Origin of the sequence: Paenibacillus azoreducens (assembly GCF_021654775.1) — a bacterium.
GTDB lineage: Bacteria > Bacillota > Bacilli > Paenibacillales > Paenibacillaceae > Paenibacillus_AQ > Paenibacillus_AQ azoreducens.
In genome coordinates, this window is record NZ_AP025343.1 from 4,208,922 (window position 1) to 4,232,316 (window position 23,395).

Here is a 23,395-nt window from a genome sequence, read left to right on the forward strand (position 1 = left end):
TAACTACGAACCGATCCGTAACTTTTCCGTAGTAAAATCCCCATGGCTGAAGCTCGAACGGAAAGCGAATCCCCCCTCGTTTTGAGTCAGAAACTTGTTCAAGTCAAATACTTGAATACCGTTTCTATCTTATCGACGAATGGGAAACAACATAATCGACAGGAGCCCAGTAATTTTTTTCGGATTTTTTAGATCTATATCAAATTTGCTCCGTAATTTCTTTTCCAACTCGATGATGTTAGCATCGTGAAATAATTACTCACACAACGAGTGAAGGTGCGCTAAATCGACATCGCGAGCAAAAATGGTCGGCTATGTACACTCCGCAGCGCGTTTCATCAAAAGCTCACGTTCACGCATATTCCGCGTTAGTGCTGCCGCACGTTCGAACTCTTTTCTCGCTTCCGCAAACCGTCCCAATTTAAACAGAAGATCTGCGCGGACACTAGGGAGAAGATGATATTCCTTAAGAGAAGCCTCTTCATTCAATTCATCCACGATTTGAAGGCCGAATTCAGGACCGAATGCCCTGGAGACAGCAACTGCACGGTTTAATTCTACAACCGGGGAAGGCATCAAACGGAACAAGGCCTCATATAGCGCGGCAATTCTTGGCCAATCCGTTTCAGAGGGCGTGCGGGCCTGGGCATGGCAGGCTGAAATCGCAGCCTGAAGCGCATAAGGCCCAAAGGGACGTCCAAGCTGCCGTATGCGTTCAAGCGCATCCAGACCGCGCCTGATCAGCAAATGATCCCATCGTGCCCGGTTTTGGTCCATCAACAGGACCGGATCGCCGTCAACACCCACCCGTGCCTTCAACCGGGATGACTGAAACTCCATTAAAGCAGCCAATCCATGCACCTCAGGCTCGCCGGGTGCAATTTCCGCAAGCATGCGGCCAAGCCTTAGCGCTTCCTGGCAAAGAAGCGGACGAATCCAATTCTCACCGACGGTGGCTGAATACCCTTCATTGAACATTAGATATATGACCTCAAGCACCGTTGAAAGCCGCTCTTTCAGTTCATCGCCAACCGGAACCTCAAAGGGAATCTGCTTGGTACGGAGCGTTTTTTTGGCTCGGACGATCCGCTGAGCGATGGTGGACTCGGCCGTAAGAAACGCGCGTGCGATTTCATCTGTCGTCAAACCTCCTAACAGACGAAGAGTCAGGGCTACTCTCGCTTCCTGTGACAGAACGGGATGACAGGTCATAAAAATAAGCCGCAAGAGATCGTCTTCGATCTCATCTTCAATCACACTCGCAAGGTCCTGCTCCGAATACAATGCTGCGCCACGGCCATACTCCTCGTATTTCTCGTCAAGCCGCTTTTTTCTCCGCAGCAGATCAATGGCCCGCCGTTTTGCCGTTATCATCAGCCATGCGCCCGGATTGTCGGGAATTCCCGCTACCGGCCATTTTTCAAGCGCAATGACCAGGGCGTCCTGGGCCAAATCTTCCGCCAGTCCCACATCGCGTACCATATGTGTCAGCCCAGCGATCAATTTTGGAGATTCGATTCGCCAAATGGCATCAATTATGCGTTCTGTTTGGGACTTATTCACAACCCGAATTGCCCCTTGATCTTTGCCCGTGTTTCCTCATTTACGGATAGTTCCTCAGGCTCGAAAATCTGCCGGAGTTCGATCTCTCCTTGCCCTTTTCCATGGGGGTCCGGCATGCGCAGCACCCATTGGATCGCCTCTTCCCTTGACTTGACTTCGATCAGGGTGTAGCCCGCAATAATTTCCTTGGCTTCCGTAAACGGGCCATCGACAATTTTCGGCTTGCCTCCAGGCTCCGGATAAGAAATCCGAACTCCGCTGGAGCTTGGCTGCAAACCGTCCGCCGCCAGCAGTACCCCGGCCTTCGCCAATTCTTCGTTATACCGGAGCATCGCTTCCAAAAGCTCCTCGCTGGGCTTCTCGCCAGCCTCGGAATCCGTTGTTGCTTTGACAATCATCATAAATCTCATATTATCCCTCCCAATTGCATTATGTGTCGTTACCCGTTGCATTGCAAACCTCAATTGGAGCCTCTACATAAACAGCGAATACGATTCGGACAAATCGACATTCCTAATGACAAATTATCAATTTATTGGATTACAGTAAATGGTTCTCATCCTTTTGAACAAAAAGACGCTCGGATCTACACTATATTTCATCCCTAAGGAAATGAATCCCTGCTTTTTTTCATTTCCCGCTTGGGAGTTTTGCATAAAAACACAAAAAAACTCATGATGATTCGCGTAATGGGGGATGCGCAGCAAGCGATCCCTTCACACGAACTCGAACATGAGTATTGGTTTACCGAAATTAAGGCAAAATTCCATGTAAATATTCACACTAAACGAGGCAGACGTAACTGCAGGCCTTAAATCATACCAGCCGCGTATTTCAATTTTGTGGGAATGTTGTGAACGCTTCGAATATATCTCACGGTTCCGGTATTGGCACGCATGATGACCGAATGAGTCTCTACTCGCTGACCAGGCAAATGGCGGACTCCATTGAGCAAGTCGCTATTTGTGATGCCCGTCGCCGCAAAAATGATATCGCCGCCGCCAACAAGCTCCGCCATACCCAGCAGTCTCTCCGGGTTCTGGATTCCCATTTTCGTGCAACGAACATATTGAGTACGATTTTGCACCATCAAGCGACCTTGCATCTCCCCTCCTAAACAGCGTAATGCTGCCGCTGCAAGCACTCCTTCCGGAGCGCCGCCGGAACCTATATAAAGATCAACGCCGCATTCAGGGATAGCGGTGACGATAGCCCCTGCTACGTCGCCATGATCAAGCAGCTTAATGCGAACTCCGCTGCTTCTTAACGCTTGTATCAGCTCGCTATGGCGATCACGCTGTAGAATCATGACGGTTAAATCCTTTACGGATTTGCCAAGTCTGCATGCGGCCTTCTCCAGCGTCAATTCGATCGGATCATCGAGGCTGACATGGCCGGCGAGAGCCGGGCCAACGGCCATCTTCTGCATATACATATCCGGTGCATGCAATAAGTTTCCTTTCTCCGCTATGGCAATGACCGACATCCCATTATTTAATCCGTTAGCAACAACTTCGGTTCCTTCAAGCGGATCGACGGCCACATCCACTTCCGGACCGCTCAGGCTTCCAACCTTCTCACCGATATATAGCATGGGTGCCTCATCCATTTCACCTTCACCGATTACGACCGTTCCATTGATCGGAACCGAATCGAACATTTCCCGAATGGCAGAGGTGGCGGCATAATCTGCACCGTTCTTGTCACCCCGGCCTATCCAGGAGGCTGAAGCCAGGGCTCCCGCCTCCGTAACGCGCGCAATTTCCAGAGCTAGCTGACGATCCATTTCCAGCTCCCCTCCCTTTCTTTCTAAATAAGAAAATATGGAACAACAATTATCCGAATTCAATTCACTAAGTTATAAGATCCATCACGATGCCGGCCGTTTCTTCGATCGCCTTGTCCGTGACATCGATGACCGGGCAACCCAAACGATCGAACAGCGAGCGGGCATATTCCAATTCCTCAACGATGCGATCCAAAGAAGCATACCTTGCTAACAAGGGCAGTCCCATCGTTTTCAATCTTTCGGAACGAACCTTTAATAAATGTTCGGCATTCATCGTCAGTCCGATGATTTTGCCTGGGGAAATGCGGTACAGATGCTCCGGCGGCTGAATCTCGGGCACAACCGGATAGTTAACTACCTTTTTCCCCTTATGAGCCAAAAATACGCTTAATGGCGTCTTGGATGTGCGAGATACGCCGAGTAATACAATATCCGCCTTCAAGATCGCATTCAAATCCTTGCCATCGTCGCACTTTACCGCGAACTCCACAGCTTCGACGCGCTGGAAATAATCCGCATCCAAGCGATGCAAAAGACCGGGCATGCGCTTCGGCTGATCCGCGAACGTATCTACAAAAGCCTGAATCATCGGCCCCATTACATCTACTACCCGCACATTCAATTGAATGGCTTGTTCCTTAATGGCCGCTCGCAATTCAGGCTGAACGAGTGTGTATGCGACAAACCCCCCGGAATCGGCGGCTTCTTCCATCACCTGACGAAGCTCTTCTTCATTTCGTACATTCATGTGCCGCTTTATCTTAACCTGCGGTGCTTCAAATTGCCGAATGGCCGCACGAACCACTGCTTCCGCCGTCTCTCCGACAGAGTCTGAACACACCGTTATCGTATATGACGCTTTCCCCATACGTTTTTCGTCCCCCTGCTTAATCCCGCTCCACTTTCTCGAGCAGCAGCTTGATGATTGTTGTCTTCGTGATCCGACCAACGACGTTAAGCTCCGGGTCGGACGAATGATCCGGGTAAGAAACTACCGGAAGGCTGTCTACCTGATGGTGAATCATCTTGCGTGCCGCCTCCAACACGGATTCTTCTGGAGTAATGGTTACAATATTCGGTTGTCTGGTCATGACCATGCTGACAGGCATAGACGAAGCATTCGGGTTCCCTAACGTCACTTTGAGCAGATCCTTACGTGAAATGACTCCTGCAAGCTTGCCGACTTCATCTGTAACAATAAGACTGCCGATGTTCTCCAGAAACAACGTCACAACCGCATCCTGCACCGTCGTCTTGACATCCACGACGACAGGCATGCCTTGAACCTGTCCCACCTTCATATCACGCAGAACGTACGAATCCGATTCCTTCTTTTCTGCCTTCTCCCCGAGAAAATAGCCTACTTTGGGCTTTGCCGCAATATAGTCCAGCATCACAAGCAAGGACAGATCCGCACGTATGGTCGGACGGCTTACCGTTAGCATCTCCGCGATTTGTTCTCCCGTGATGGGCGCATGTTTTTTGACGATTTTTATAATTTCCATTTGTCTTGTTGTTAGTTCGATAGCGCAACCCTCCCGCTTCTGCCCGCATAGCTCGCTTCATCAACACCATGGCTCGGCAGCTTCAGTATCCGATATGACAAAATTATAGCATTCCGGGCGGTATGTTCGTAGCTCTCTTTTACGCAAGAGCATGAATATTCCACCCGGCCCCCATTCATATCAAATGCGAATTCACGAGTCAGACCGCCGTTTCCTAGGCTAATTTTTGAGTGTCCCCCTCTTGGGGCAGTACCTCCGATTGCATACGGATATGAGCTTGAGCCGCCGCAATCCGGCTTACGGGCAATCTATACGGCGAACAGCTAATATAGTCCAGTCCGATTCGTTGGCAGAACATGATCGATTCATAATCGCCGCCATGCTCCCCGCAAATGCCGGTGGTAAGCATCGGATTCCGTGCCCGCCCTTGCGCAACCGCCATTTCGATCAGCTTGCCGACCCCTTCCGTGTCCAATACTTGAAACGGATTGTGAGGCAGCAGTTTATTCTCGACGTAATGCGCCAGAAACTTGCCTTCGGCATCATCTCGGCTGTAACCGAATGTCATCTGCGTCAAGTCATTCGTACCGAAGGAGAAGAAATCGGCGGAACGAGCAATTTCACCTGCCGTAAGTGCTGCACGAGGCACCTCGATCATCGTGCCGACTTTGTAGGAACAATAACGTCTTTCCTCTCCCATCACCTGCTCGGCTACCTCATCCACCATGTTTCGCAGCAGGTGCAGTTCATTGACATGCCCAACGAGAGGAATCATGACCTGCGGCAGTACAGAAATGCCATCCCGGATGCAGCGCAGCACAGCTTGGAATATCGCTTCAACCTGCATTTCGTAGATTTCCGGGAACATGATGCCCAGTCTGCAGCCGCGTTGGCCAAGCATCGGGTTGGACTCTTGCAGGTCACGGACGCGGCGAATCATCCGCTCAAGCTCCATGCGTTCATTCAATGTGTCGCCTTCTTTGGAGCGCAGCGCCGTTAACCTTTCTGTCAGCTCCTCGATATTCGGAAGGAATTCATGCAGCGGCGGATCAAGCAGCCGAATCGTAACCGGACATCCATCCATCTCCCGGAATATCTCCTCGAAGTCTGATCTTTGCATCGGCAGCAATCGGTTTAGCGCCGCCTGTCTATCCGTTTCCTTCTCGGCCACGATCATTTGCTGCACAATCGATAAGCGAGTCTGCGAGAAAAACATATGTTCCGTTCTGCATAATCCGATTCCTTCCGCACCGAATTCTCTAGCCTTGCGTGCATCGACAGGAGAATCGGCATTAGCCATTACCTTCATGGAACGTACTTCATCGGCCCAGCCCAAGATGAGCATCAATTCCGGAGACAAGTCCGCTTCCCGCAGTTCCAACTTTCCTGGAATGACTTGCCCGCTGCCACCGTCAATGGTGATCCAGTCTCCTTCGCGGATCGTGATCCCATTCCCTGTCAATTGCTGCTGCTCTTCATCGAGCTGCATTGCTTCGCAGCCGCAGACGCAAGGCTTACCCATTCCGCGGGCTACAACCGCAGCATGGCTGGTCATCCCCCCGCGCAGCGTAACGATTCCTTCCGCAGCAATAACGCCGTGTATATCTTCAGGCGTCGTCTCCAAGCGAACAAGGATAACCTCCTTACCCGCCCGTTTCCATTCTTCCGCCGTATCGGCTTCAAATACGACCTGACCGCAGGCAGCACCCGGGGAAGCCGGAAGTCCAGTCGCCATGACGGCATGCCCGGCTTCTGAATTGAGCGAACGGTGAAGCAGATGATTCAAGTGCTGCACATCAATGCGCATCAGTGCTTCTTCCTTAGAAATTCGGCCTTCCCGGGCAAGATCCGCCGCCACCTTCAGCGCCGCTCTTGCATTGCGCTTCGCATTCCGGGTCTGGAGCAGATACAGCTTCCCGTTCTCAATCGTAAACTCGATATCCTGCATGTCGCGATAATGCAGCTCAAGCTGTTTAGCGCACAGGGAAAGCTCTTTATATGCGTCAGGCATCGCCTCTTGCAGTTCGGCTATCGGACATGGCGTTCTTGTACCGCCAACAACGTCTTCCCCTTGCGCATTCATGAGAAATTCGCCAAACATCACATCCTCACCCGTAGAAGGGTTGCGCGTGAACAAAACGCCCGTTCCGCTCGTTTCGCCCATGTTGCCGAATACCATGGACTGCACGTTGACTGCCGTTCCTTGATCCTCCGGGATGTGGTGGACTTTGCGGTATACCTTCGCTCTCGGACTAGACCAGGATAAGAATACCGCTTCGATAGCCCCCTGAAGCTGCTGCTTCACATCCTGCGGGAAAGATCGGCCGATGCGTATCTCGATTAAATTCTTGAATTGCTCTATGAGCGACATCAACGACTCAACGGAAAGCTGTTGATCTTCCATGCAGCCGGTGAGCTGCTTTTCCTTTTGGATGAGCCGTTCAAAGTGAACCGCTTCGATGTTATAAACGACTGAACCGTACATTTGGACAAATCGGCGGTAACAATCATAGGCAAATCGGCGATTATCCGTCAGTTTCGCCAAACCTTCCACCGTCTCGTCATTCAAACCAAGATTCAGAATCGTATCCATCATCCCGGGCATCGACGTTACCGCTCCCGAACGTACGGACACTAGCAATGGACGTTCTACATGGCCGAACACTCGATCCTGCTCTTCTTCCAACTCGACCAAAGCAGCGAGTGCTTCTTCCAATAATCCTGCGGGAAGCCGGCGCCCGCTGCGATAAAACTCCCGGCATACCTCCGTCGTGATCGTGAAGCCGGGCGGGACCGGGAGCCCCGTATTGGTCATTTCTGCAAGGTTGGCACCCTTGCCGCCTAGAAGCCCTACATCCTCCTTGCCGCCATTCCGGAACGAATTCACTCTTCGTATTGTCATACTGAAGCATTCCCCTCCTGTTTTTGGCACTCTGGTTTGCCGCAGACCTTATCATTCATTTTTACGATTTTGGTATGCAAAGCATCAATGGTTTTATCGCAATAGCGGTTAATAAACGTACTTGGACCGTTCGCTTTTACATATTCAGCAAAGACTACACGGATTGGGTTACGCATCGTGGCTCCTCTTTCCCTGATTGGGAGAACATATGCTTAATAAAATCCTTTACTCGACATGCATAAGCCCATTCATTGTCATACCAGGCCAGGAGCTTCGCTTGATGTCCCGCTGTTTGAATCGATAAGCCGTCTATAATTGCAGATTTGCTATTCCCAATGTAATCGCTAGATACAAGCGGTTCTTCGTTATATTCCACATACGGCCCCATATCTTTCTCTATTGCGTTCTTAAAGGCGCGGGCAATATCGGCCTTTGTTACCTCCCGTTGAAGCTCGGCGGTCAAATCAACCAGCGAAACATTTTGCACAGGCACACGCAAGGAGAGTCCCTGAATTCGCTCTGCCAGATGCGGAAGTATTTCTTTTAATGCTTTACCGACACCCGTCGATGTCGGAATGATGGAACTTCCGCATGCCCGGGCTCTCCGCCAATCGGAATGGGCATTATCCAAATGCTTCTGGTCGTTCGTATACGCATGAACAGTAGTCATCCATCCATTATGAACGCCAAATTCTTGATCAAGAACATGCAGAATCGGAGCCAGACAATTTGTCGTACAGGATCCAATCGATATAAGCGAATGCTTCTCCGCGTCATAAACATGTTCATTTACGCCCATGACGATGGTACAATCCAGATCTTTGCCGGGAGCCGTCACGACCACCCGCTTCACGCCTGCTTGCAAATGTTTGGAAGCTTCGGGGCGGCTCTTGAACTTGCCCGTGGCATCCACGACGACATCGACGCCGTAGTCCCGCCACGGCAAAAGTTCCGGATCGCGTTCATTCACTAGCGGAATGCGATGTCCACGAATAAAAAGGCATCGTTCTCCTGCCTTAATATCCTCCGTCCAACGACCGTGAATCGAATCATACTTCAGCAAATGCGCTAATTGGTCGGGTGCGCATGAAGAATTAATAAGCGCGAGCGATGATCCTTCTCCACACATAACCATGCTGCGGATAACCAATCGTCCAATTCTTCCGGTCCCGCTAATACCGATTCTTTTCTGCATATATCGCAACCCCTCCTTTACTCGTTTATATAATACGTCATATTGGAAGTGTTATCAATAATTAATATGCACTATATATCGATAATTTTCTAAATATGTGCATTAAAACAAAATAAGGAAAGGGTGTTATGCATTTTATATGCTTACTTTACGCAAAAATACGTCATAATAGATCGATCATGACTGGCCGATTTGGTTCATTCTATTCGGTTTGAGTATCGAGGAATGATTCCACAAAATAACCCCACAAAGTGGAGCCTATGCTTCGATGCTTATTCCAAATACTTTGCGGGGACCCCCAAAAAAACTTATAAATTCTATACTGCCAAAAAAACTGCCTCAGGGACTTAACCCTGAGACAGCCTATGCTCAAAACCCAAATCTATTTTTCATACCAATATCCTTTAATCCCGCTTTGGAGACGGAGCAGCGCTTCCAGATAGAAATAATCGCCCCAGATCATGTAATCATCCGGCGCCCTATCCCCCCTTACATGGTATGATCCGTGCTTCAGCAGCCCTTCAGCCTCAGGCTCCTTGACCGTTGCATAGTTTTCGATGAGTGATTTCATGCTCCGTTTCAATGCATCTTCGTACATTTGGCGCTCCGGATCACCAGACCCATCCGTGAGTTCAAGCAGTTCAAGCAGGCCGCAAGCCGCAATCGCCGATGCCGAGCTGTCGCGCGGCGTTCCAGCCTCAACCGGAACATCAAAGTCCCAATAAACGACATCATCTTCCGGCAAATGCTCGATAAAATAACGCGCCAGCCGTTTGGATGCGTCCAAAAACGCCTCGTGTTTCGTATATCTGTAAGCAAGGGCGAAACCGTAAATGCCCCATGCCTGTCCGCGCGTCCAGGTTGAACCATCCTGATACCCTTGATGGGTTCCGCCCCGGATCGCGTTTCCGCTGCCTGTATCGAAATAGAAAGTATGATAGGAAGAGCCGTCCCCGCGCACAAGGAATTTCTGGCTCTTCAATGCATGCTGCATGGCGATATCATAATATTTGGCCTCGCCTGTCTCTTGATGTGCCCAGAATAAGAGCGGAAGATTCAACAAGCAGTCGATAATGATCCGTCCCCCGTTTTCAGGATCATTTTCCTTCCCCCAAGCCTGAATGATTCCCATGTTGGGGCGCCAGCGCATAAGCAGCTTGTCCGCAGCCTGAAGCGCCGTTTCCCGGGCGGCCGGATTACGGGTGACCCGCCACTCCGCAACTGCCGAGAGCGAATATAGAAAGCCGATATCATGATGGTCCAGAGCCACGTGCCGGTCAAGACGATCCTTGAAATTCCCCAGGAAGGCTTCCGCCGACTCTTTGAAAAAAGGGTCTTTGCCATATTCATAGGCAAGCCACATCATGCCGATATAAAAACCCTCGATCCAATCATCGTTTCCACCCCATTCATACCGCCGCCCGTCGGCGATATGAGGCAGCTTGCCCGGATGTTTCACGATGTTTTGCTTTAATTTGGATAGCGCATCTTCAATGGCAAGGCTCCACATACTGTTCATCTCCCACTCTTCTTAAATTGATAGGATGCTTGCATTGACCTATAAAGCACTAATGATGAGATTGACTTTTATCAATTTCTACTTCGGAATAAATATCTCCACTTTCCGCATCTTGTACGATTATTCGCCCTTTCGCGGTTTGCTCCACCACCGGAGGCATAGTCCACTTCCGTTCATTCCGCTCGCTGCAAGAAGCGCCGAATACCGCAGAGATGAGCAGATGTTCGCCGGGCTCCAAGTGCGCGGAAAGCGTAGGAATCATCGTGCTCGGTTTTAACAGATTGGTATTGGCCTCCGGATATACCATAAACGCATCGTCGAATCCATGTATATTTACGACCCCGCTGATTCCCCCCGGCATCATGGCCGCTACACGATCATCAGCCGTGCGGACCCGATCCGCTTCATTAAAGGGAAAATGGGTCCCCCTGCCCACGGCAAACCCGCCATCGGCGGCAGTTAAACTGCGTTCGGAGCGGATGCGGTGAACCCGTACATGCCACAGTCCCGCCGGAATCAGCCATGTCTTCACTTCAACGTCGTTCCAAGGCAGCCAGCGCGAGTACACGGCATGTTCTTCGATACGAAACTCCTCGCACTGAAACCGGGCGCGATAATACCCATCGTTTTCACTAAGTGCAAGCACGGAGTCAAAAGCTCCCTGTGAAAGTCCGTAACTCCCTTTGGAAACGCTAAAGCCAAAGCGCGTAGAATACGCAAATTTCGCATATTTGGCCGCGTTATGCGACATATCCCAATTCGCGATTTGGCCGGATGCCAACGCGACAGCATGGCCATCGTCTTCCGGACGGCAAATGATCATTCTTGCATGCGGCTGAGGAAGCAGCGGTTTCAAAGCCGGAAGCGGTTCCTCTTCCACCGTCCAGTACGGATGGTCATCCGGCAAACTCAAAATGAGAAAAGCTTTGTAAGCCCAATAAGGCGAACCCGGAGCGTTATAGCTTTCGGCCATGATCAAGTTTGGATAGGCATATCCGATGCTGAGCAATCCGTTTGACGTGAAAATCGGCTGTTCGAACCACCAGCGCAAATGCCGATTAATGATCCCTTTCATGACTCCAAGCGAAAACGGTTCGACGCCTGCATAGATCAATGCGCTCCAAAAAGATGCTTGCGCAAAACGGTACGTAAGGCTCCGTCCAAACGGAATGCTGCTCCCTTCCTCGGAGAAGAAATATATGTACTGCTCCGCAAAGGTTTTCGCCCGCTCGCGGTAAACTTTGGCGCGCTCCGGATCGTCATTTTCCATCAACTTGGAGTATATCAGCGTGTAATAGTGCATGGCGAACGGAATGTAGTAATCGCGCTGGTCCGTTTTTCCGTCCGAATACCATCCATCCGCCAAATAATAAGAATCGATGGCTTCCAAATATTCATCCATGAGGGCCTGATTATAAGGCATTCCCACCTTCTTGAAGCCCACATTCACAAGGACCGTGAACATAAGCCAATTGTTAGGGTTGGAGTGGTCCACCAGATTAATCTGATTCAACCATTTATGCAGCCGCTGCTTTTCCTCTTCGCTTAGCGGCTCCCAAATCTTTTCCGGGGCAATGGCGAGGCCCAATCCAAACACGGCCTGTTCAACCATCCGCTGGTCCTGGGTAACAAAATCTCCCCAATATTCTTCATGTTCGGGATTCGTACCGTTGATGATTCCTTCCAGAAACTCCTGCCATAGGTCGGATTGGCCTCCGCCTGCGGCATGCGGGATGAGGCCCCATAGCGGGCGCGAAAAGGCTTCCATAAGTACAATGGCTTCATTATGGCTCGCGGCCGTCGCTCCAAGATCCAAACCAGCCCTGCCTTCCGTAAAATGCTGCTTCAAAGGTTCCAAAGTATCAAGAACTGCCTGCTGAACATCGGCCTTCGTCTGTAATGAATTAACTTGTGTTCTTTTGCCTGTTTGCTGCATGTTCTGTAATTCCCTTCTGAATTAAAATTAGTTCCAGGAAGCATATTCGCTGGGCGTCATGCCAATTTCCCTCTTGAATAATTTGATAAAATAACTTTTGTTGGCGTAACCCAAATAATCCGATATCTCTTCCACCGTTTTACTGGACTGCTGCAACAGCTGCTTGGCCTTTTGGAGCTTGACCATATGGACGTATTCGATAAAATTCTGGTTCGTTTACCTTCCCAAGCTTCAAGGCCATTCGAATAACAACCGATCAGCTCGATGTCCAGCTCCTTCCATGATACGCTCTAAGACAAGTATCGTACAACAGGATAATCATCAAAGAAAGAGAAATGTGCATTTTGAAACGAATTTTACTTTTTGGCGTACAGCAAAAGAACCTGACGAGCAAGCATGCTCTACAGGTTCTCTCATGGATGGGAGCTATCCCCATTCAATATTAACATAGAGATCTTTATTCTTTTACGCTTCCTACGGTCATCCCTTTAACAAAATACTTCTGTAAAAATGGATACACGACCATGATCGGCAGCGCTCCCATGAAGATTTGGGCCGTCCGCAGCGTTTTTTCGCTGAGATTCTCCATCGCCTGGATCTGCTCAATTGAAATTGACGTCATTTGCGAGTTGAGCGACATGATCAGCGTTGACAAATACGTTTGCAGCGGGTATTTTTCCGGCGAATTCAAATAAAGGATTCCATCGAACCATGCGTTCCAATGTCCAACGATGGTGAACAAACCGATGGTTGCGATCGATGGCAGCGATACCGGCAAATATATGCGCCATAAAATCCGCCAGTGCCCCGCTCCGTCAATCGTTGCCGCTTCATCCAGCTCTTTCGGTATGGTCCGGAAGAAGTTCAGCATCAGTACCATATTCCATACGTTCAAGGCTCCAGGCAAAATCAGCGCCCAGATCGAATCGATGAGTCCCGTATTTTTGACGATAATGTAGGTCGGAATCAATCCGCCGCCAAAAAACATCGTAATCGCGAAAAACCATACATATAGAGTTCTCTGCTTAAACTGGTCTGTCGATTTCGAAAGCGGGAATGCTGTAATAAACACCAATAACATGTTTACCGCCGTTCCAAGCACAACCCGCTCCACGGAAACCCACAGCGACCGAAAAAACTCAACCTTTTCCCCCAGATAACGATAAGCATCGAGATTAAAGCCTACCGGCCACAGTTTAACCTCGCCGGCCATGGCCGCCGTATTCGAGCTGAGCGAGATCGAGAGCAAATGAATGAACGGAATAACGCCAAGCAAGGTGATCGCGCTCAGCAGAAGCGTATTGCAAATGATAAAAACCCTTCTGCTCATGGTTAGCTTGTGCATGTCTCCACCTCCTGGTTAAAAGATCCGGTAATTGTTGTATTTGTAAGCCGCATAATAGGTCACGGACACCATAACCAGAGAAATCACGGATTTAAAGAGTCCGACAGCGGCGGCAGGTCCAAACTGTTGGCTAAACATACCCAGCCGGTAAACGAATGTGTCGATGATGTCCCCGCCTTCGTATACCGTAGGGTTGTACATGATCAGAATTTGTTCGAAACCTGCATTGAGGATACCGCCCAAACTCAATACGCCAAGCAAAATGAGGATTGGAGCCATCCCCGGAAGGGTAATGTGAAGCATTTGCTTCCATCTTCCCGCGCCATCCACTTCGGCTGCTTCATAAAGCGTAGCATTGATCCCTGTAATCGCGGCCAGCATGACAATCATGTTGTAGCCCATGCCTTTCCACACGTCGGATCCGATGACAATACCGCGGAACCAGTTATTGTCCAGCATAAACATGATCGGCTTTAAATGCAGCGAGCTTAGCAGTCCGTTCACGGGGCCATTCAGCGAGAACAGCTCAATGATGACACCGCCAAGCACGGTCCAGGACAGGAAAAAAGGCAGGAAGACGGCCGATTGAATCAAACGTGAAAACCATCTTTTGGTTACTTCGTTCAGCAGCAAAGCCAAAATCAGAGGAACTAACAAAAACAGCACCATTTTGAAAACCGCAATGATGATCGTATTCCAAAGCACCTGCTTGAAATCCGGAAGATTAAACACATACCGAAAGTTATCCAAACCGACAAATTTGGAGTGAAAAAATCCTGACAACGGCTCAAACTGCTGGAACGCCATGACCAAACCAGCCATTGGGCCATAGGCGTAAATCAGCGTCACGATCACTCCGGGCAACAGCATCAAATGAAGCACATAGTTTTTCTTCAGCGTTTTCACAGATGTACCTCCCCGCTTAGCTTTAAAACGGGAGGAACTGCCAGCTGCATCAGGCTATCCTCCCGTTTCATCATCTTGTTTATTTCACAGCCTGCGCACTATACCAGTCATTAACCTCTTGTGTGATCTGATCGCCACCAAGGGATTTCCAGCTGGAAACAAACTTGTCGAATTCATCAAGCGGAGCGCCCATGATGATCTTGGTAAAGGATTCCTGCATTAACTTATCAAGCTGCGGACCTTTCTCCACTTGCGTCGGGGTAGGAAGGCCGTAAAATTCGTTGTTAACAAAGGCTTGGCTTTCCTTGATTTGGCGCGTCAATCCCCAGCCGCCATCTTTGGCCGCACGGCTGAAATATTGACCCCAATTTATGCCTTTGCTGGCATTTTTCGTATCTCCCGCGAGATAATCCTTGGTAGCCTTGAACACGTCTGCGACGTGTTTGTAATTTTCATCATCCAGCGTGATTTCCGTTTGGTTCGCATCCAGCGCTTTGTTTACTTCCGTATAAATCGTTTCGATATCGGCCGGATTGTAAATCCGAGGGTTAAACCAGTTGTAAACATAACCTTGTTCAGGCTTGTTCTTATCCATGTATTTCTTATTGCCCATCTCGATATAGAAGTTGATCATTTTGATCGCCGCTTCCGGATGTTTCATGTTTTTGTTGACAGCATACACTTTGTTGCTGCGGATCTTTGGCACAAGCGATTTTCCCGGTCCGTCGAGTCCCGGAATTTGCATCGCAATCCACTCCGCCTTCGGATCTTTATCGACATTGAGGTTCAGCGGCCAGTTCGGATACCACCACTCGCCGAAGGATATCCCCACTTTGCCTGCTGTAATGTCTTCAACCGCTTTGTTTTCGTCTTTGAGCGCGAACTCTTTATTCAAAACCCCATCTTTGTACCATTGCTGCAGCTTGCCAAGAGCTGTTTTGACTTCAGGTTGGATGAGGCCAGGGACCAGCTTGCCGCTGCTGTCCTTGATCCATGCCGATTGTTTGTCCCCAATGGACGGATAAGCGCCGAAGCCGTTAAACAAACCTCTCAGGTCAAACCCCCAGAAGAATATATCTTTTTGCAGAGCGATTCCATAGGTATCGTTTTTGCCGTTTTGATCCGGATCGTTTTTAACAAAGGCTTCCGCCACTTTCTCTAGTTCGTCGATTGTTTTTGGCGGCTGCAGTTTGAGATTGTCCAGCCAATCCTTACGGATCCAGAGCAGCTGCGTTGACAGGAACGGATCCTCGAATGCAGGAATCGCAAGCAGTTTGCCGTCTGAAGTAAATGTCTTCATCGCAAATCCGCCATCTGACTCCATATATTTCTTAAGTACCGGAGAAGCGTAATCATTATAGGCTGAAGTAAGATCGGCGAGCATGCCTTGATTTTTCAGCTTTTCATAGTTTTTCTGATCTAGTTCCATGATGTCAGGCAGATCGGCCGATGCCATGGCTAGCGAAAATTTTTGCTCGAATTGGCTGGATGGAACCGCCCATTTGTATTTTACTTCGATATTCATCATGTCTTTCAAATCTTTGAGGTAAGCATTCTGTTCTGGCGTAATGCCTTGCACTGTCCGCGGATCTTCCGGAGGATTATACCCGAGCACCTCTGTCACCGTCACCGTATCAGGATACTTGCCCATCGGATCAGGTGGCGTGCTGCTGGTTGCTTCCTCCTTGGACGGGGTTTCGGAACTTGCAGTCGTGTTTTCATCTTGACTGGAACATGCTGTAAACAACGAAAGCGCCATCGTGGCCAGCAAAATCATCTTCCATGGTTTGATTCTTTTCATCGAATCCTTTCCCCCTTATACGCTTTTATTTGTGCTGCTTATACTTCATGTAATTAATTATAGATTCAGGGAGAAAACGCTATCAATTTTGAGTTTTTTACTTTGCTTTCACTTTATTGACTTGTTTGTCGGCCAACTATGGAACTCATTCCGGCGTTGCGGTATTCCTGGGGAGAAATCCCCATCTTTTTCTTGAAAAACGTCGTGAAATAGGAATGCGAATCGAATCCGACCCGGGCGGCGATTTCATTCAGCTTCAGGTTCGTCTCCCGCATCAGATGAAGCGCTCCTTCCAGCCTTTTCGTCTGAATGTATTCGAGCAGATTATGTCCCGTCATTTGCTTATAATAACGAGACAGATAAGACGGATTGAAATGGACCTCCTCCGCGATGGCCGTCAGCGAAAGGTCACCTGATAAATGCTCGAGTATGTACCTGTGAATCTGGTCGATGACAAAAAGCTTCATCTCATCCTGCTGCATCCGGCCCCGCTCATACAAAGCCTCCTCATGCATATTTTTCTTTTCGATGTCGACAATGACCATCTTTTGATCTAATAGAGCCCTGCCCCGCAGCATGGACCGCAGTGTCTCGAATTGCTGCCGGGCGGTATCCCAGCGTCCATTCAGGTTGCCCGATATGCCGAAAGAAACGGAAGCGCCAAGCAATTCTTCACATTCATTCTGAATGAGCTCCAGTATCCCCCTCATATAGACCGTAATCCCGTTCCAATTCAGTTCTCCGGCAGACTCAGGATTTTGAAAACGCGCAAGAAGCTCCTCCCCGGGCTGAAGCAGCCATATAGGCATTTCTTCCATTACAGCGGGCTCGCAAGCAAACGAAGCTGGCAGGTAATTGCGAAAAGCTCTTTGAACGGATGCAATCAGAGTCCGGGTATTCCCATCCTCCTTGCACTCAATCCTACCGATCAAATAAAATGCGGCCCGGTCGGCTGCGATATGAAAATTAAGCCCTTCATACCGGGGTTCGGACAAAAGCTTATGTATCGGCTCGCCATTCAACACTCTGTCTACCAACTCGCTTCGCAGCAGCGGTTCCGCGATTTCAAAATGTAGTTTCGCCTGCTCCTCTTGAATTCTGCGGCGGTTTTCCGTATCAAGCTTGTTTGTTGCCTCCCTCACGGCTTCGAAAATAGGATCGATGCCCTCGGTCTTCAAAATGTAATTGTCCACGTTTTTGCGGATAGCTTCATGAACGTAATCGAATTCGCTGTATCCGGTCAAAAAAATAACCCGGCACAGCGGCCAATAGTAGAGGATCTCATCCATCAACTGCAGCCCGCTCTTTTGCGGCATGCGGATATCGCTCACAAGGATATCCAGCTTCATTTTTTTCGCGATCTCAATCGCTTCTTTGGCGGAATACGCTTTGCACACATCCAGTTCGAATTGGTCATTCTCCCGAAAAAGTTGAACCAGGCCGTTTACAATGACAGGTTCGTCGTCTACGATCAGCAGTCTGTACATCATTGTACCTCCTCATTTCCACTCTTAATGATCAGATCCACCCTCATCCCGCCGTATGAACTGCGCGAGACGAACAGCCCGCTTTCAGGCCCGTATTTCAGCTGCAGCCGGTTGTTCACGTTAACTAATCCCGTTTTTTCCATATGCTTCGAATCTTTGGCGAGCTTATCCCGCAATTGTTCGATCATCTCGTCCGTGGCCAGATGACCGTTGTCCTCCACCGTAACGCGCAATTTTCCTTCCTCATATCTAGTAGCGATATAAACCATGCCCTCCATCATACCATCTTCGAAAGCGTGTTCAAACACATTTTCGACCAAGGGCTGGATGATCAGCCGCGGTACGGAAATGGAAGGCGGAACTCCCGTGATTTCCTCATATTCGTAAGCAATCCGGTTGGAGAAACGGATGCACTGAATCTCGCAATAATCCAGCGCATGCCGGTATTCCTTGTAAAACGGCACTTCATCCGACCCGCTCCTTGTGATGTACTGGTAGTAGTTCCCCAACTTTTGGGATAACTCCGCGGCGCTGTCCGAGTCCCCGACCTTGCACATCATATAAATATTAAAAAAGCTGTTATACAAAAAATGGGGATTGATTTGGGACTGAAGCTGTTTTAACTGGGAATGCTGCAATGCGATCTTTTGCTCATAGTTTTCCTCAATCGAATTTTTCAGCTTCTGGACCATATTGTTAAAGCCGTTAAACACGTAGTGGAACTCGTCCTTTGTCCTCGATTCGATCATGATATTCAAATTATCGGTTTCGATCATATGAAAAGCTTTGACCAGCTTCGACAGCGGCCTGTGAATCATCAAATTGACGGAAAAAGAATACAGCACCATAACGATAACCGCAATGATAAACAGCGTATAAAACCAGGTCGTAAACTGGCTCAAAGGCCGGGTGATCTCATTTTGGTTCACATACATGATCAGGGATAACTGCAGCGAACTGACTTCGTTCTGGACGACAAAATAGCTGATTCCATTCATCCGTTTAATCTCCGGCACATTGGGGTCGGGAATGCTTTGGTTGTCAAGCAGATCCAAGATGGCATTCGATTCCTGCCGATCGCTCGCCGTCGTCAGCACGGTGCCCAATTCCTTGCTTCCAAGCAGCACCTCCGACTCCTCATATAGCTTGGCGATTTGACCCAAGGCCTCAAGCAGCTTCGGTCTGGAAAGCTCGATGTATGAACACACCCCTCCGTTATTCTCGGTTTCAATCAGAAAAATCCGGTCCCCGCTGCGATAGAAAGACGGCTTCGGCTTGACGGTCATCATGGAGGTAATCAGCTGCATTTCCGCATTTGGCGTCGCGGTTACGCCCGACATCGTTGAAATGGTTTTACCCACCGCCTCGACATAGACGCCCGCGTTCACTACATATTCGCTGGAAACCAGCAGCGTAGCCAAACGGTCCCTGACCTGATCGATAAGCTCCACTTCCTCATAATTCTCAAGCATGCTGCCGCGGAAGCTAAGCTTCTGCAGGTCTCTGTCATTAAGCAGCTGCAGCTGTAAATTCCGTATAAAATACATTTCTTTATCCAACTGCTTGGAATAAAAAGAAGCTCCCGCCAATGAAGAATTCAGGATCGCATGCTTCGTGATGGACATGCCTTTGTAGTTCAGCCAAATATTCATCGAAATTAGCGGAACCAAAAACAAGACAAAAACAATGATTATTTTTTGGTATACGAACCATTTTGCTTTTCCCGCGGCCTGAAGTTTCATGCCTTCCCCCCGTTTTCGAATCATGATGGGTGTTGGTATATATGTTGAACCAATGATTGAAACGTAGAAGGCAGCCAGGAGAAATGTTCTTCCGATCGCTGTTGCTCACAGATTTCTTTGATTTGAACTCAGCCATAGTCGAAATCTGCTCACAAAGGCGAACGCTTCGCTTCTCCAGAATCATTTCTCCGTCTTGCCTATTCCTTTTCTTGAATTCAACATATATAGAATTTAGTATAGTGCTAAACAAAAAAAGAACCATCCCTATGGGGAGATTCTCTTTTTGCCAAGATACAAGAAAGGGCAGGCTTCGAATAAGAGGAGCTTCCTTATATCTCGAAAAATGGCTGACTAGCGTCGATTGTACATTTCAAGCTCATTGATCGCGAAGTTACCCCACTTCAGATTCGCTGCACCAATTTTCAGCCTGAATTTCGCAGCCGTGGTCTGGTCAAAATCGAGGGTCTTCGCTTCGTTCGTCTGATCGCTGTACTGCCATACCCATTCAACGCCGGTCTTCAAAGGCAGCCAGTTTGCGCCATCGAAATATTCAAGATCAAACTTCGTGACACCTTGCCCCGTTCCGAATCTCGTTACGATTTTCAGTTGATTGACGGTTACCTGCTTGCTGCCGAAATCAAGCGTGATATAGTTCGGAAACGTCACGCCCTTGTCTACGCTGGACCAAGCTTTGTCATACGATCCGTCCGTCAGGCTTTTGATGGAGCTGGTGGACAAAGTCGCTACAGAAGCCGATGCTGTCGCGAGCGGCGCCAAATTGCCGGGTTCCGGCCCAGGCGGCGTCGGTAATGGCTTAATTGGCGCAGGCGTATATACGATCGGCGGTTTTCCGGTTGCCGGAGGCACGTTTCCTTGATATTCGAATGCTCCAATGTCCGGGTCGCCGTTGTACAGCGGATTGCCGAAGTAGTCCCTTCCCCCGTTATCGGCAATAGGCACGCCTGCCCCGATCAGCGGAGAATCGCTTTGCAGCTTGTAACCATCCACGGTACCCATACCTGTTCCGCCGCTGCCCGGATTCACGAATTTCGGATTCGCCGTCACTTTATGGGCATCTGCATTCACCAATGTTTTACCGCCGTAATAAGCGTTGCTGTCAAAGGTTTGTCCGGTTAAATTCCAGCCCCTGTCCCCCACGCTGTAATACACATTGTTATAGTTATATATATTTTTCGGACTGCCGGAAGATTTCGTGAAGTAATCGCTCATGACCGGATTGCCCGAACCCGCGCCGACATAAATGGTGTTGTTGTAGTTCAGCACCGTATCGATCGAACCGCTGTAGCGGAAGATGCGGGCCTTGTCGTCTTGGCTGATGTTGTATCTTACGATCGTATTGATCGTGTTATAGGTATCATTGACATAGAGCATAAACCCGCCGGCATTGTCATGGCTGTAATTGTATTGCACCAACGAGCCCAGATTACCGGCATCTACGTCGAACCCCGTTCCGTCCTCCGAGCCGTTGCGGCTTGCAAATGATTCATTGTATTGAACGATGCTGTTATCCGCATAAGCCCACCAGATCGAAGCGTTCGTAGCCAAATAGGTGGCTTCTTGAACGGTATTATGTTCCACCACCGCGCCGTCCGTCACATTCCAGGCAATGCCGCCCGTTGCCGCCCGTACGACGGTATTGTTGGAAATTTTCACGTTGGTAGAAGGGGTCCAAGGTCCGTATGGTTTGGGCACCCATTCCCACAAATCGCCCATGCCGTAACGCAGAATGCAGTTCGAGCTGATATAAATCCCGTAAGCATCCACATCGGTTAACGTATTGCCGTCGATGAGGACATCGTTGAACGCGCTCGGCACCCATGAACCCACGGAATCGAAAATAATACCGCCGGATCTTGTTGTATACACGCCATCAACGTCGTGGATATTAAGATTTTTAATATAAATATGGTTCAAAATGCCCTTTTCCTCGTTCAAAACATAAACGCCGCGCCGTTCCCCGCGCTTGCCTTTCCAATCTCTTGTGAACGGTTCCGATGAGGGATTCGTGACTTCCAGGTTACTGATTTCCCAGTACTCCTGGTTTTTCAGGAAAACCGTCTGCAGCTCTGAGGTGACGCCAGCGATAAGCGGCTTACTGCCTGTCCCGTACATATCGATGATGATCGGACTGCCTTCCATACCCGAGCCCTTAGGCCACAACTGGCCCTGCCAGGAGCCTCCAGCCTTGAACAAAATATGGTCCCCAGGCGCAAAGGTCGTCGCATTGACTTTGGCAAGCGACTTCCAGGCCGTATCGGGATTCGTGCCGGCATTGCCGTCGTCGCCGCTTACATTGTCCACATAATACGTTGTCCCCCGCGCCGTCTCGGCTTTGGCTGGCGATGGGACGATCGCTGTAATGCCTGACAACAAAATGATCGCCGACATCATGCTCATCATTTTTCTTGCTGTCCTTTTCAACATATGCCTGATCCTCCTTTTTGGATTCTTTGGCGGAAATCCAAGTTGTTTCCCTGTATCCGCCATATGTAATAGCACCACAGGCATTCTGTGAAGCGTTTACATAAATGTGAAGCTTTGCTTATTGGATGTGATTGAAGTTCCAAGCGTTGTACCGCTCTTCATTCACGTGGATGTCCGCTTCGGACAGCTTGTTCCGGATGATTTCCTCATATTCGTTATCGATATAATCTTTACGGACTTGCTCCTTGTTCTCGCCAAAGGCTTGATATGCCGTTCCCGGCTCTGTTTTGTCGACACACTTCAGCAGATAAAGTCTGCCGTTCTCGTCGATGATGCCGCTCATATCCCCGGGCTTCATCCATGCCGCAGCTCCCGCTACCGGGCTTCTGGAGTTTTGCCGCTCACTTCCGAGATGGAAAACAAGCTCCTGCTCGGTTCCCTGATCGGAATAAGCTTTGGCCGCCTCCGCAAAAGACGTGCCGGCTGCCAGCCTGACCGCCGCTTCCTCCAGCCTCTCTCGAACTTGTTCTTTCTTGCCCAAATCGATCTGCTGCCTGGAATCCAAATACGAAGCAGATATACTGAGAACCTTCACATCGCCTGGATTTAGGTAAAGCTCTTTTTTATGTGCATCATAAAAGGACTTCAATGTCTGTTCGCCGGGTTTTAGTTTCTTATCCAGCTTCTGCTTTACGGCAGTTGCGGCATTCGTCATGATATATTCAAAATAAGCATCCTCGTTATATTGAACAGGCCCATAGATAATCTGATGATTAGCGGCAGCCTTCGTCCTGCGCTCATTTTCCTGCTCAAGCTGATTCAAAAATCCCCGATAGCTGATATCCTTCAGCACGCCTTGCTCTTTAGCAGCCATTTGTCTGACCTTGATGTTGACGCTTTCATTCAGAGCCGTTTTTTTCAATATTTCCAAAGGGATTTCGCCGGCAAAAGAGGTTGTCCAAAACGAGGGGGTCTGTTCAGCACTGTATTTCTCGTGAAAATAATTCATGATTCTGGACTTGTTCATTTGAATAGCTCTGTTATATTCCGGCACAGTCACTGGAATTCCGTCAACGGTCGCCATGACCTCGTCGCCCTGTTCATCGGCCTTGAGCCCCCCTTTCGCGAACGCAGCTGTAGTACATACGGTGAGAACAAGCAAGCCCGCAATCGTCCATTTAGTTTTGACCCGCAGACGCTTCTTTTCCGCCATGATCTCCCCCGCCTCCTGCACTGATATGTCGATTATTATGGATTGTC

17 protein-coding genes and 1 pseudogene are annotated in these 23,395 nt (G+C 49.2%); all 18 read right to left on the reverse strand.

The window, feature by feature from the left end; genetic code table 11:
- Positions 1-312 precede the first annotated feature (312 nt).
- A complete protein-coding gene (locus L6442_RS18550; RefSeq protein ID WP_212976574.1) occupies positions 313-1,563 on the reverse strand; it encodes an RNA polymerase sigma factor in 1,251 nt (416 codons plus the stop codon).
- Positions 1,560-1,973, reverse strand: a complete 414-nt coding sequence (locus tag L6442_RS18555) for a YciI family protein (RefSeq protein ID WP_212976575.1) — start codon at positions 1,971-1,973, stop codon at positions 1,560-1,562. Before L6442_RS18555 ends, L6442_RS18550 begins: the two co-directional genes overlap by 4 nt.
- Positions 1,974-2,374: 401 nt before the next feature.
- Complete coding sequence (glpX, locus tag L6442_RS18560) at positions 2,375-3,349, reverse strand: class II fructose-bisphosphatase (RefSeq protein ID WP_212976576.1); 975 nt, start codon at positions 3,347-3,349, stop codon at positions 2,375-2,377.
- Between the two features lie 67 nt (positions 3,350-3,416).
- On the reverse strand, positions 3,417-4,220 hold the full coding sequence (locus L6442_RS18565; RefSeq protein ID WP_194233435.1) for a pyruvate, water dikinase regulatory protein: 804 nt from the start codon (positions 4,218-4,220) through the stop codon (positions 3,417-3,419).
- 19 nt (positions 4,221-4,239) lie between these two features.
- Positions 4,240-4,857, reverse strand: coding sequence for a helix-turn-helix transcriptional regulator (locus L6442_RS18570; RefSeq protein ID WP_194233436.1), 618 nt, complete (start codon positions 4,855-4,857; stop codon positions 4,240-4,242).
- 214 nt (positions 4,858-5,071) lie between these two features.
- The gene (gene ppdK / locus L6442_RS18575) at positions 5,072-7,759 is read right to left on the reverse strand and encodes a pyruvate, phosphate dikinase (protein ID WP_212976577.1); all 2,688 of its coding nucleotides are present in this window, start codon (positions 7,757-7,759) and stop codon (positions 5,072-5,074) included.
- Positions 7,756-7,935, reverse strand: a complete 180-nt coding sequence (locus tag L6442_RS18580; protein WP_212976578.1) for a hypothetical protein — start codon at positions 7,933-7,935, stop codon at positions 7,756-7,758. The genes ppdK and L6442_RS18580 overlap by 4 nt, the downstream gene beginning before the upstream one ends.
- A complete protein-coding gene (gap, locus tag L6442_RS18585) occupies positions 7,914-8,954 on the reverse strand; it encodes a type I glyceraldehyde-3-phosphate dehydrogenase (protein ID WP_212976579.1) in 1,041 nt (346 codons plus the stop codon). Before gap ends, L6442_RS18580 begins: the two co-directional genes overlap by 22 nt.
- Before the next feature lie 382 nt (positions 8,955-9,336).
- Positions 9,337-10,464, reverse strand: a complete 1,128-nt coding sequence (locus tag L6442_RS18590; RefSeq protein WP_212976852.1) for a glycoside hydrolase family 88 protein — start codon at positions 10,462-10,464, stop codon at positions 9,337-9,339.
- A gap of 58 nt (positions 10,465-10,522) precedes the next feature.
- The gene (locus L6442_RS18595; RefSeq protein ID WP_212976580.1) at positions 10,523-12,409 is read right to left on the reverse strand and encodes a DUF2264 domain-containing protein; all 1,887 of its coding nucleotides are present in this window, start codon (positions 12,407-12,409) and stop codon (positions 10,523-10,525) included.
- A gap of 27 nt (positions 12,410-12,436) precedes the next feature.
- Positions 12,437-12,613, reverse strand: a pseudogene (locus tag L6442_RS18600) (helix-turn-helix domain-containing protein); the annotation flags it as partial.
- 253 nt (positions 12,614-12,866) lie between these two features.
- Positions 12,867-13,754, reverse strand: a complete 888-nt coding sequence (locus tag L6442_RS18605; protein WP_194233442.1) for a carbohydrate ABC transporter permease — start codon at positions 13,752-13,754, stop codon at positions 12,867-12,869.
- A 15-nt stretch (positions 13,755-13,769) separates the two neighbouring features.
- Complete coding sequence (locus L6442_RS18610) at positions 13,770-14,660, reverse strand: ABC transporter permease (protein WP_194233443.1); 891 nt, start codon at positions 14,658-14,660, stop codon at positions 13,770-13,772.
- A 79-nt stretch (positions 14,661-14,739) separates the two neighbouring features.
- Positions 14,740-16,461: an extracellular solute-binding protein gene (locus L6442_RS18615; RefSeq protein WP_212976581.1), complete on the reverse strand. Its 1,722-nt coding sequence runs from the start codon at positions 16,459-16,461 to the stop codon at positions 14,740-14,742.
- Positions 16,462-16,574: 113 nt separating this feature from the next.
- Positions 16,575-17,951, reverse strand: a complete 1,377-nt coding sequence (locus tag L6442_RS18620; protein ID WP_237099980.1) for a response regulator — start codon at positions 17,949-17,951, stop codon at positions 16,575-16,577.
- Complete coding sequence (locus L6442_RS18625) at positions 17,948-19,690, reverse strand: sensor histidine kinase (RefSeq protein WP_212976582.1); 1,743 nt, start codon at positions 19,688-19,690, stop codon at positions 17,948-17,950. Before L6442_RS18625 ends, L6442_RS18620 begins: the two co-directional genes overlap by 4 nt.
- Positions 19,691-20,041: 351 nt before the next feature.
- Entirely contained in the window at positions 20,042-22,135 is a 2,094-nt protein-coding gene (locus tag L6442_RS18630; RefSeq protein WP_237099981.1) for a hypothetical protein, read from the reverse strand.
- 118 nt (positions 22,136-22,253) lie between these two features.
- On the reverse strand, positions 22,254-23,348 hold the full coding sequence (locus L6442_RS18635; protein ID WP_212976583.1) for a peptidylprolyl isomerase: 1,095 nt from the start codon (positions 23,346-23,348) through the stop codon (positions 22,254-22,256).
- Between the last annotated feature and the right edge of the window lie 47 nt (positions 23,349-23,395).

Bases quoted from the DNA above. Each gene is read 5' to 3' on its own strand.
- L6442_RS18555 (WP_212976575.1), bottom strand. From the start codon at position 1,973: ATGAGATTTATGATGATTGTCAAAGCAACAACGGATTCCGAGGCTGGC.
- glpX (WP_212976576.1), bottom strand. From the start codon at position 3,349: ATGGATCGTCAGCTAGCTCTGGAAATTGCGCGCGTTACGGAGGCGGGA.
- L6442_RS18565 (WP_194233435.1), bottom strand. From the start codon at position 4,220: ATGGGGAAAGCGTCATATACGATAACGGTGTGTTCAGACTCTGTCGGA.
- L6442_RS18570 (WP_194233436.1), bottom strand. From the start codon at position 4,857: ATGGAAATTATAAAAATCGTCAAAAAACATGCGCCCATCACGGGAGAA.
- ppdK (WP_212976577.1), bottom strand. From the start codon at position 7,759: ATGACAATACGAAGAGTGAATTCGTTCCGGAATGGCGGCAAGGAGGAT.
- L6442_RS18580 (WP_212976578.1), bottom strand. From the start codon at position 7,935: ATGCGTAACCCAATCCGTGTAGTCTTTGCTGAATATGTAAAAGCGAAC.
- gap (WP_212976579.1), bottom strand. From the start codon at position 8,954: ATGCAGAAAAGAATCGGTATTAGCGGGACCGGAAGAATTGGACGATTG.
- L6442_RS18590 (WP_212976852.1), bottom strand. From the start codon at position 10,464: ATGTGGAGCCTTGCCATTGAAGATGCGCTATCCAAATTAAAGCAAAAC.
- L6442_RS18595 (WP_212976580.1), bottom strand. From the start codon at position 12,409: ATGCAGCAAACAGGCAAAAGAACACAAGTTAATTCATTACAGACGAAG.
- L6442_RS18605 (WP_194233442.1), bottom strand. From the start codon at position 13,754: ATGCACAAGCTAACCATGAGCAGAAGGGTTTTTATCATTTGCAATACG.
- L6442_RS18615 (WP_212976581.1), bottom strand. From the start codon at position 16,461: ATGAAAAGAATCAAACCATGGAAGATGATTTTGCTGGCCACGATGGCG.
- L6442_RS18620 (WP_237099980.1), bottom strand. From the start codon at position 17,951: ATGATGTACAGACTGCTGATCGTAGACGACGAACCTGTCATTGTAAAC.
- L6442_RS18625 (WP_212976582.1), bottom strand. From the start codon at position 19,690: ATGAAACTTCAGGCCGCGGGAAAAGCAAAATGGTTCGTATACCAAAAA.
- L6442_RS18630 (WP_237099981.1), bottom strand. From the start codon at position 22,135: ATGTTGAAAAGGACAGCAAGAAAAATGATGAGCATGATGTCGGCGATC.
- L6442_RS18635 (WP_212976583.1), bottom strand. From the start codon at position 23,348: ATGGCGGAAAAGAAGCGTCTGCGGGTCAAAACTAAATGGACGATTGCG.